Raw genomic sequence first — 8028 nt, forward strand, 5'->3', positions numbered from 1 at the left:
CGGTCCGCCGGGCGACGCGTCCGGGTCCGCGGACGGCTTTAATTGAAGCAGCTACGAAGGAGAGAGCGGCCTGATGACGGTTCCCCTGCCGACCGACACCACCCGGTGGCGCTGCACCCTGTGCGGCAACCTCACGCGCTTCGACGTCACCCGTTCGTCGAAGGTCGTGGAGTACGTCCACCTGGACCTCGCCGGGGAGCCCAAGGTCGAGGAGCGCGAGGTGGTCAATGAGACCATCGAGTCGGTCCGCTGCCGCTGGTGCAACGCGGTGGACCAGATCGAGCTCGTGGACAGGCCGGGCGCGGACTCCTGAGGGAGCCGCGTCCACAGGTAGATCACGGTAGGGGTGACGGATTGTGGAGCCAGCAAGCGGCGCTGAGCCGGCCGATTCGGCCGGCGACGCCGCCGAGGTGCTCGACCGCCCGCTGCCGGAAGGCGTGCGGCGCCGGGTCGTCGCGTTCGTGTCGGACGCCTTCGGCGGGCTGACGGTCGCGGACCTCCCGGCGCAGCTGCGCCAGTACGCCCGGTTCACCCCGTCCCGGCGCGCCAAGTTCGCGGGCAACGCCATGGCCGCGGCGGTGGAGACCGATGCCGTGTTCCGCGGCAGGGTCGCCGAGAAGCTGCGCGAGGCGCAGACGGACCTGACCGCGGCGCTGGAGGCCGGTGCGCCGCCCGCCGCCGCGGACCCCCTGGACGTGGCGGCCGCCGCGTACGTCCTGCGGCCGGTCGGCTGGGTGAAGCTGGTGGCCGCCGCGGGCGAGGAGGCGCAGCGCGCCGACGCCGAGCGGATCGGCGAGGAGACCCGGCGCGAACTGGACCGGCTCCGCGAGGAACTGGCCCACGTACGGGAACTGCAGCGCACCGGCGGCGAGCAGGTGCGGACCGAGCTGGACGCCGCCCGCAAGGAAGCGGAATCGCTTCAGCGCAAGCTGCGCAGCGCCCTCAGCGACGTCAAGCGCGGCGAGGCGGCCCTGCGCAAGCTGAACGCCGAGGTCGACGGGATCCGCGGCGAGGCGGCCGCCCGGGTGACCGCCGCCGAGAGCGAGAACAGGCGGCTCAAGTCGCGTCTGGCGGAGGTGGAGACGGCGCTGGAGACCTCGCGCCGGGCCACCCGCGAGGGGCGCAGCATCGAGGACATGCGGCTGCGGCTGCTGCTGGACACCGTGCTGGACGCGGCGCAGGGGCTGCGCCGCGAGCTGGCGCTGCCGCCGGTCTCGACGCGCCCGGCCGACACCGTGGAAGCGGTGGAGCCGGGCAGGATGACGCCGAAGGACATCGCGGCCCGGGCCCTGTCGGAGACCGACCCGGCCCTGCTGGACCAGTTGCTGGCGCTGCCTCAGGCCCATCTGGTGGTCGACGGCTACAACGTGACGAAGACGGGCTATCCGACGATGCCGCTGGAGAAGCAGCGGCTGCGGCTCCTGGGAGGCCTGTCGATGCTGGCCGCGCAGACGGGCGCGGAGATGACCTGCGTGTTCGACGGGGCGGAGCTGGCGGCCCCGGTGCTGCTCGCGCCGCCGCGCGGGGTGCGGGTGCTGTTCTCCAAGGCCGGGGTGACGGCGGACGAGCTGATCCGCCAGCTGGTGCGCGCCGAGCCGCCCGGCCGCCCGGTGGTCGTGGTCTCCACGGACCGGGAGGTCGCCGACGGGGTGGCCAAGGCCGGGGCGCGGCCCGTAGCGTCCGCCTTGCTCCTGAAGCGGCTTTCGCGCGTTTCGTAACTCCTGGGCCCAATGCCGGAATTGGCAGACCGTCTGCGGGACGCACCGTCAAGTACCCGGCACAGAGCGTGCACTGTAGGTAAAGAAGCTGGTGGGCGGGCGAATTTTTTCCCGACAGGATTTGAAGTGATCACAGCCGGGTCACTAGGGTCTGCTCAAACCTTCGTGCGGTAGATCACTCATTCGGGGTGGCGGCGGAGGTGCTGCCGAGTTGCGTACTTCGGCGGCTCGAGGAAGAAGGAGCTCGCCTTCGTGGCGTCCCACCGTCGACCCAAGCAGCCGAACCGCGCACGCGTGACCGTCCTGACCGCCACCGCGGCCGCGGCCGTCGCCCTCTCCGCCCAGGGCGCCTCCGCCGCTCCGGCCAAGCCGGGCAAGGACGAGGTCAAGGCCCAGGTCGACGCACTCTACGAAGAGGCGGAGCAGGCCACCGAGAAGTTCAACGGGGCCAAGGAGCGCCAGGAGAAGCTGGAGAAGGAGATAGCCCAGCTCCAGGACCAGGTCGCGCGCGGCCAGGGCGACCTCAACGAGCTGCGCAACGGGCTGGGTTCGATGGCCAGCGCCCAGTACCGCAACGGCGGCATCGACCAGTCCCTCTCCCTCTTCCTCTCCGCCGACCCCGACAGCTACCTCGAAAAGGCCTCCACGCTGGAGCACCTGAGCGGCAAGCAGGTCGAAACCGTCCAGAAGATCCAGGCCAAGCAGCGCAGCCTCGCGCAGCAGCGCCAGGAGGCCTCCGGCAAGCTCACCGACCTCGATGCCACCCGCAAGGAGCTCGGCGAGAAGAAGAAGGTCTCGCAGGACAAGCTCGCCGAGGCGCAGGCCCTCCTCAACACCCTGACCGCGCAGGAGCGCGCGGCGATCAAGGACGAGGAGACGCGCGCCAGCCGCAGCGACAGCCAGCGCGTCGACCTCGGCGACGTGAAGGCCTCCGGCCGCGCCGGAGCCGCCCTGGAGGCGGCCAAGACCAAGCTGGGCATGGCCTACGTCTCCGGGGCCACCGGTCCGAGCGCGTTCGACTGCTCCGGGCTGACCCAGTGGGCCTACAAGCAGGCCGGCGTGAGCATCAGCCGCGTCACCTACACCCAGGCGAACGACGGCACCCGCATCAGCCGCAGCCAGCTCCAGCCCGGTGACCTGGTCTTCTTCTACGGCGACCTGCACCACGTCGGCCTCTACGCCGGCAACAACATGACGCTGCACGCCTCGAACCCGCGCGGCGGCATCAAGTACGAGTCGATGGACAACATGCCGTTCCAGTTCGGCGTCCGCATCTGACCCCTCGCGCTGCGGCGCCCCCGGCCGAAGGTGCGCCGTACGCCGCCCATCCGGGCGAATTGCAAGGCCGCGCCTCGACCGCACGCCCCGCCGGTGACCTGCGTCTCCTGCGGGGCGTCGCTGTGCGCGCCCTCCCGCGGTCGTTGGCCGGTGCGTGGCCGTGCGGTTACTGTCTGCCAGCGCGCACCCGGCCCACGGCCGTCCACGGGGGGCGGACCCGGGTCCCGCGCAGCGGAAGGGAGCGGCTTCACGTGGCGTCCCATCGGCGGTCCGGGCTCAGCGGCCTCGACCGGAACACGAAGGTCACCGTCCTCACCGCCGCGGCGGCCGGTGTCGCCGTCGCCATGGCGGCCGTCCCCGCGGGCGCGGCCCCCGGCCTGCCGTACGAGCCCTCGGCGAGCGCCCGCGCCCAGGTCGACCGGCTCTTCGAGGAAGCCGAGCAGGCCACCGAACGCTTCAACGAGGCCGGTGAGAAGGCCGACCGGCTCCGCGGCGAGGTCAACCGGGCCCAGGACGCGGTGGCCCGCGGCCAGGACCGCATCAACACCATGCGGGGCGTCCTCGGCACCTTCGCCGGAGCCCAGTACCGCAGCGGCGGCCTCGACCCCACCGTGGGACTCATGCTGTCCGAGGACCCCGACGACTACCTGGAGCGGGCCGCCGTCCTGGACCGCCTCACCGGCAGCCAGGCCCGGCAGCTGGACGAACTCCGCGAGGAGCAGCGCCGGCTCGGCCAGGAACGCCGGGAGGCCTCCCGCAAGCTCGCCGAACTCGACGCCCTGCGCGCCGACGTGGCCACGCACAAGCGCTCGGTCACGGCGAAGCTCGCGGCCGCCCGGCGCCTCCTCAACGCCATGTCCGCCGGGGAGCGGGCCGACTTCGAGCGGGCCTCGCGCTCCGGCGGCCGCGCCGACGGGCTGCCCGAGCTGCCCGCCACGGGTGCCGCCGGGCCGTCGTCGGGGCGGGCCGCGGCCGCGGTGTCGGCGGCCCGGGCGGCGGTCGGCAAGCCGTACGTGTGGGGCTCCACCGGTCCCTCCGGCTTCGACTGCTCCGGGCTGATGGTGTGGTCCTACCGGCAGGCGGGCGTCTCGCTGCCGCGCACCTCGCAGGCGCAGCGGTACGCGGGCCGTCAGGTACCGCTGTCGCAGGCGCGGCCGGGCGACCTGGTGACGTACCGCTCGGACGCCAGCCACGTGGGGATGTACGTCGGCAACGGCCAGGTGGTGCACGCCCCGTACCCCGGAGCCCGGGTGCGGTACGACCCGGTCGGGATGATGCCGGTGTCCTCGGTGACCCGGCCCTGACCCGGCCCTGACGGGGCCTGACCGGGATCCGGCGGGGGCGTGCGTACGATCGACCGGTGCTCCCGGCTCCCCGTCCGCCGCGCGCGCCGCTGCGCGTGCTGCCGCTCCTGCTGTGCTTCCTGCTGCTGGCGGGCTGCTCCGGACGGCCGCCCGGAAGCGCCGCCGAGCGGGACGTGCGCGGCGCCGTGGCGGACTGGTCCCGGACGCCGCCCGGGCGGCTCGCCGCGATCCCGCTGGAGGACTGGGCCTACGAGGTCGCCTCGGTGCGGCGGGACGGCGTACGGGCCCGCGTACGGGCCCGGCTGAGCTACCGGCTGGCCGGCTACGACGCGTCCCCCGCGGGCTCGGAGCGCGAGCTCGAACTGGCCGGGGACGGCGGGACCTGGCGGGTCCTGTCCGACCGCCCGGCCCCCGGGGCCCCGGCGCAGCCGTGGGACCTGGGCGAGGTGACGGTGGTCCGGGGCGCGCACGTGCTGGTGCTGGGCTCCGCCGCGCGGGAGACGCTCGACGAGGTCGCCGCCGGGGCCGACCGCGCCGTGCCCGCGGCGAGCGCGGCCTGGCCCGGGCCGTGGGCGGGGCGGGTGGTGGTGCTCGTCCCCGGCACCCTGGACGGCATGGCGCGGCTGCTGGGCAGGCCGGCCGAGGAGTACCGGGGGATGGGCGCGGTCACCACCGGACGGGTGGGCGCGGGCACCGGCCCCGCCGACCGGGTGGTGATCAACCCGGAGGGGTACGCCGAACTCAGCGGGACGGGCCGGCGCGTCGTCCTGACCCACGAGGTCACCCACGTGGCCACCCGGGCGGCGACCACCGCCACGACCCCGCTGTGGCTCTCCGAGGGCTTCGCGGACTGGGCGGCCTACCGGGGGACGCCCACCACCCCCGGGCAGGCGGCCCCGGCGCTGGCCCGGGCCGTCCGCCGGGGCGAGCTGCCCGCGGAACTGCCCCCGGCGCAGGCCTTCGCCTTCGGCGGCGACCCGCAGACGCTGGCCCGGGCGTACGAGGGGGCCTGGCTGGCCTGCCGGCTGATCGCGGCGAAGTGGGGCGAGGCGGCACTGGCCGACCTGTACGAACGGGCGGGCCGCGAGCCGTTCCCGGCCGCCCTGGACGAGGCCCTCGGCACGGACCCGGCCGCCCTGACGAAGGCCTGGCAGGAGAGCCTGCGCGGCGAGCTGGGCCCCTGAGGGGGCCCCGCCCGCCGGGCTGGGCCCCCTCACCGCGAGCCCCCGGGTGATCCCGTTCCGGTACTGTCGGCAGGCGATGCACAAGACGCTGATCGTGACCAACGACTTCCCGCCGCGACCGGGCGGCATCCAGGCCTTCCTGCACAACATGGCACTGCGGCTGGATCCCGGGCGGATCGTCGTGTACGCCTCCACCTGGAAGCACAGTGCGGAGGGCCGCGAGGCCACCGCGGCCTTCGACGCGGAACAGCCCTTCCAGGTGGTGCGCGACCGCACGACGATGCTGCTGCCGACGCCGCGGGTGACGCGGCGGGCGGTGGGGCTGCTGCGTGAACACGGCTGCGAGTCCGTGTGGTTCGGGGCCGCGGCCCCGCTCGGGCTGATGGGCCCCGCGCTGCGCCGGGCGGGCGCCCGGCGGATCGTGGCGACCACGCACGGGCACGAGGCGGGCTGGGCCCAGCTGCCGGCCGCCCGGCAGCTGCTCCGGCGGATCGGCGAGGGCACCGACACGCTGACCTACCTGGGGGAGTACACGCGTTCGCGGATCGCCTCCGCCCTGACGGACCGGGCGGCGGGGCGGATGGTGCAACTCCCGCCGGGGGTGGACGAGAAGACCTTCCACCCCGAGTCGGGCGGGGCGCGGGTCCGGGCCCGCCTCGGGCTGACCGACCGGCCCGTGGTCGTCTGCGTCTCGCGGCTCGTGCCGCGCAAGGGGCAGGACACGCTGATCCAGGCGATGCCGCGGATCCTGGCCGCGGTGCCGGACGCGGTCCTGCTGATCGTGGGCGGCGGGCCGTACGAGGCCGACCTGCGGGCGCTGGCCGCATCCACGGGGGTCGCGGACGCGGTGGTCTTCACCGGAGCGGTGCCCTGGGCGGACCTGCCCGCCCACTACGGCGCGGGGGACGTGTTCGCCATGCCGTGCCGGACCCGGCGGGGCGGGCTGGACGTGGAGGGGCTCGGCATCGTCTACCTGGAGGCCTCGGCGACGGGGCTGCCGGTGGTCGCGGGCGACTCCGGCGGGGCGCCGGACGCGGTGCTCGACGGTGAGACGGGCTGGGTGGTCCGGGGCGGCGCGCCCGAGGATGCCGCGGAACGGGTCGTGGCCCTGCTCCAGGACCCGGCCCTGCGGGAGCGGATGGGAGCGGCGGGCCGTGCCTGGGTCGAGGAGAAGTGGCGCTGGGACCTGCTGGCCGAGCGGCTGCGCGAGCTGCTCTGAGCCGGCTCGGGGGAACGGGGCACGGCTGCGCGGCCGCCCAGCCGCCCTCCGCGCCGCGGCCGCCCTCCGCGCCGCGGCCGGGGCTGCGCCCCCTGCTCCGCGCCTCGATCTCCCCCGGCCCACCGGCGGCAGTGGCCCCTGGCGGGGCGGATCCCGGCCGGTGCCGCCTGCCGGGTGCGCCCTTCCCGCCGTGCCTGACTGTCTCTCAGATGCCTGTCAGGGCGGTCTGGCCGGAAGGCTGGATTCCGCCCACGATGCGGCCATGACCCCACATCTGACACGCCGTCACCTCCTTGGGCTGGGCGCGCTCCAGGCCGCCGCCGCCCTCGGCTTCACCCGGATCGGTCTGACCTCCGCCTCCGCCGTCGAGCCGGCCGCGGCCCACTACGCCCCCGCGATCGTCGTCGGCTCCGGAACGCTGGCTTGAGGAGTTGCGACGGCCAAGTCCTACATACCTCGCGGTGGACCGTGGACGACACGCGTCTGCTGTCCTGGTCCCGTGGGGAGGTGTTCGCGATGTACGGGGCCGGGATAGAAGACCGCGCTGTTCCAGCCGCACATCTCCTCACCGGTCAGGTAGCGGTACAGCCATTCGGCGAAGGGCAGGGCGTAGCCGGTCCACTCGCCTTCCCTGTTCAGGACGGCGATCCCGTCTGGGACCTCGCGGACCTGCGGTGCCAAGAAGATCAGGTGTCCCTGGTCGGTGCCGGCGAGAGGGATGAGGCCCTGGGCTGTGCCGAAGGTGATGGTCGGAAGGCCGCAGATGACCCGAGGGTCGAGATGAGGTTCCACTCCCTGCCTCACTATCTCCTCCTGTGACCACAGCTGGGAGGTACGCCGCATCCACGTGCCGAGATCCCGCCAGCCATCCGTCGGGCGGTCCAAGTAAAGGTGGTGGTTGATCTGGCAGGCCCCGTACCTATCGGCGATCGCTTTGTAGTCCGCAGGCAGCGACCGCCCCAGCTCACCCTCCAGCCGCAGCCAGGCGACAGCGTCGGTACAGCGGTTACCCGAGGGGCCGATCATGTCGATGACGGCCTGCAAGTAATCGGTCATGGCGCCTCAAACTGATGGAACGATGCAGGGCGCCCAATCAGCGATCATCTCTCGGGTGGCCCGGCTTCCGGGGTCGGCAAGCGGGGCATCTCCTTGGTCAACATCAGGGCCGGTGCTGACCAAGGAGACAGAACCTAGCTAGGCCCTGTCGTCGAAGTGGCGCCTGGCCCGCGACGCCCGGCACCGCACCTCGCCGCGTTGTCGGGGCACCCGAGTACGTCCAGTACGCGGGCGCCCCTCCGCCTTGCGATGCACGGCGCCGGACGCCG

General features: G+C 74.0%; 8 protein-coding genes. 7 read left to right on the forward strand and 1 reads right to left on the reverse strand.

The genetic code is table 11. From position 1 onward, the window contains the following. Positions 1 to 73 precede the first annotated feature (73 nt). The 7 genes from ACFWUZ_RS27435 to ACFWUZ_RS27465 all read left to right on the forward strand — a co-directional run bounded on the left by ACFWUZ_RS27435 (position 74) and on the right by ACFWUZ_RS27465 (position 7130). Complete coding sequence (locus ACFWUZ_RS27435; RefSeq protein WP_008738811.1) at positions 74 to 313, forward strand: hypothetical protein; 240 nt, start codon at positions 74 to 76, stop codon at positions 311 to 313. A gap of 40 nt (positions 314 to 353) precedes the next feature. Beyond that, entirely contained in the window at positions 354 to 1718 is a 1365-nt protein-coding gene (locus ACFWUZ_RS27440; RefSeq protein ID WP_384378327.1) for an NYN domain-containing protein, read from the forward strand. Positions 1719 to 1970: 252 nt separating this feature from the next. After that, positions 1971 to 2996 carry an NlpC/P60 family protein gene (locus ACFWUZ_RS27445; RefSeq protein ID WP_384378296.1) on the forward strand — a complete coding sequence of 342 codons (1026 nt, stop codon included), beginning with the start codon at positions 1971 to 1973 and terminating at the stop codon, positions 2994 to 2996. A 251-nt stretch (positions 2997 to 3247) separates the two neighbouring features. Then, positions 3248 to 4300 carry an NlpC/P60 family protein gene (locus tag ACFWUZ_RS27450; protein ID WP_384378299.1) on the forward strand — a complete coding sequence of 351 codons (1053 nt, stop codon included), beginning with the start codon at positions 3248 to 3250 and terminating at the stop codon, positions 4298 to 4300. 56 nt (positions 4301 to 4356) lie between these two features. Then, positions 4357 to 5484 carry a hypothetical protein gene (locus ACFWUZ_RS27455; RefSeq protein ID WP_384378302.1) on the forward strand — a complete coding sequence of 376 codons (1128 nt, stop codon included), beginning with the start codon at positions 4357 to 4359 and terminating at the stop codon, positions 5482 to 5484. A 76-nt stretch (positions 5485 to 5560) separates the two neighbouring features. After that, positions 5561 to 6703 carry a glycosyltransferase family 4 protein gene (locus tag ACFWUZ_RS27460; RefSeq protein WP_384378305.1) on the forward strand — a complete coding sequence of 381 codons (1143 nt, stop codon included), beginning with the start codon at positions 5561 to 5563 and terminating at the stop codon, positions 6701 to 6703. Positions 6704 to 6965: 262 nt separating this feature from the next. Beyond that, the gene (locus ACFWUZ_RS27465; protein ID WP_384378333.1) at positions 6966 to 7130 is read left to right on the forward strand and encodes a hypothetical protein; all 165 of its coding nucleotides are present in this window, start codon (positions 6966 to 6968) and stop codon (positions 7128 to 7130) included. 20 nt (positions 7131 to 7150) lie between these two features. Here the strand turns inward: ACFWUZ_RS27465 and ACFWUZ_RS27470 are convergent, their stop codons facing one another. After that, on the reverse strand, positions 7151 to 7759 hold the full coding sequence (locus ACFWUZ_RS27470) for an SMI1/KNR4 family protein (RefSeq protein ID WP_384378308.1): 609 nt from the start codon (positions 7757 to 7759) through the stop codon (positions 7151 to 7153). Between the last annotated feature and the right edge of the window lie 269 nt (positions 7760 to 8028).

It is taken from the genome of Streptomyces sp. NPDC058646, from assembly GCF_042716875.1.
Classification (GTDB): domain Bacteria; phylum Actinomycetota; class Actinomycetes; order Streptomycetales; family Streptomycetaceae; genus Streptomyces.

Coding starts and splice junctions, on each gene's coding strand:
- ACFWUZ_RS27435 (WP_008738811.1), top strand. CDS start 74: ATGACGGTTCCCCTGCCGACCGACACCACCCGGTGGCGCTGCACCCTG.
- ACFWUZ_RS27460 (WP_384378305.1), top strand. CDS start 5,561: ATGCACAAGACGCTGATCGTGACCAACGACTTCCCGCCGCGACCGGGC.
- ACFWUZ_RS27465 (WP_384378333.1), top strand. CDS start 6,966: ATGACCCCACATCTGACACGCCGTCACCTCCTTGGGCTGGGCGCGCTC.
- ACFWUZ_RS27470 (WP_384378308.1), bottom strand. CDS start 7,759: ATGACCGATTACTTGCAGGCCGTCATCGACATGATCGGCCCCTCGGGT.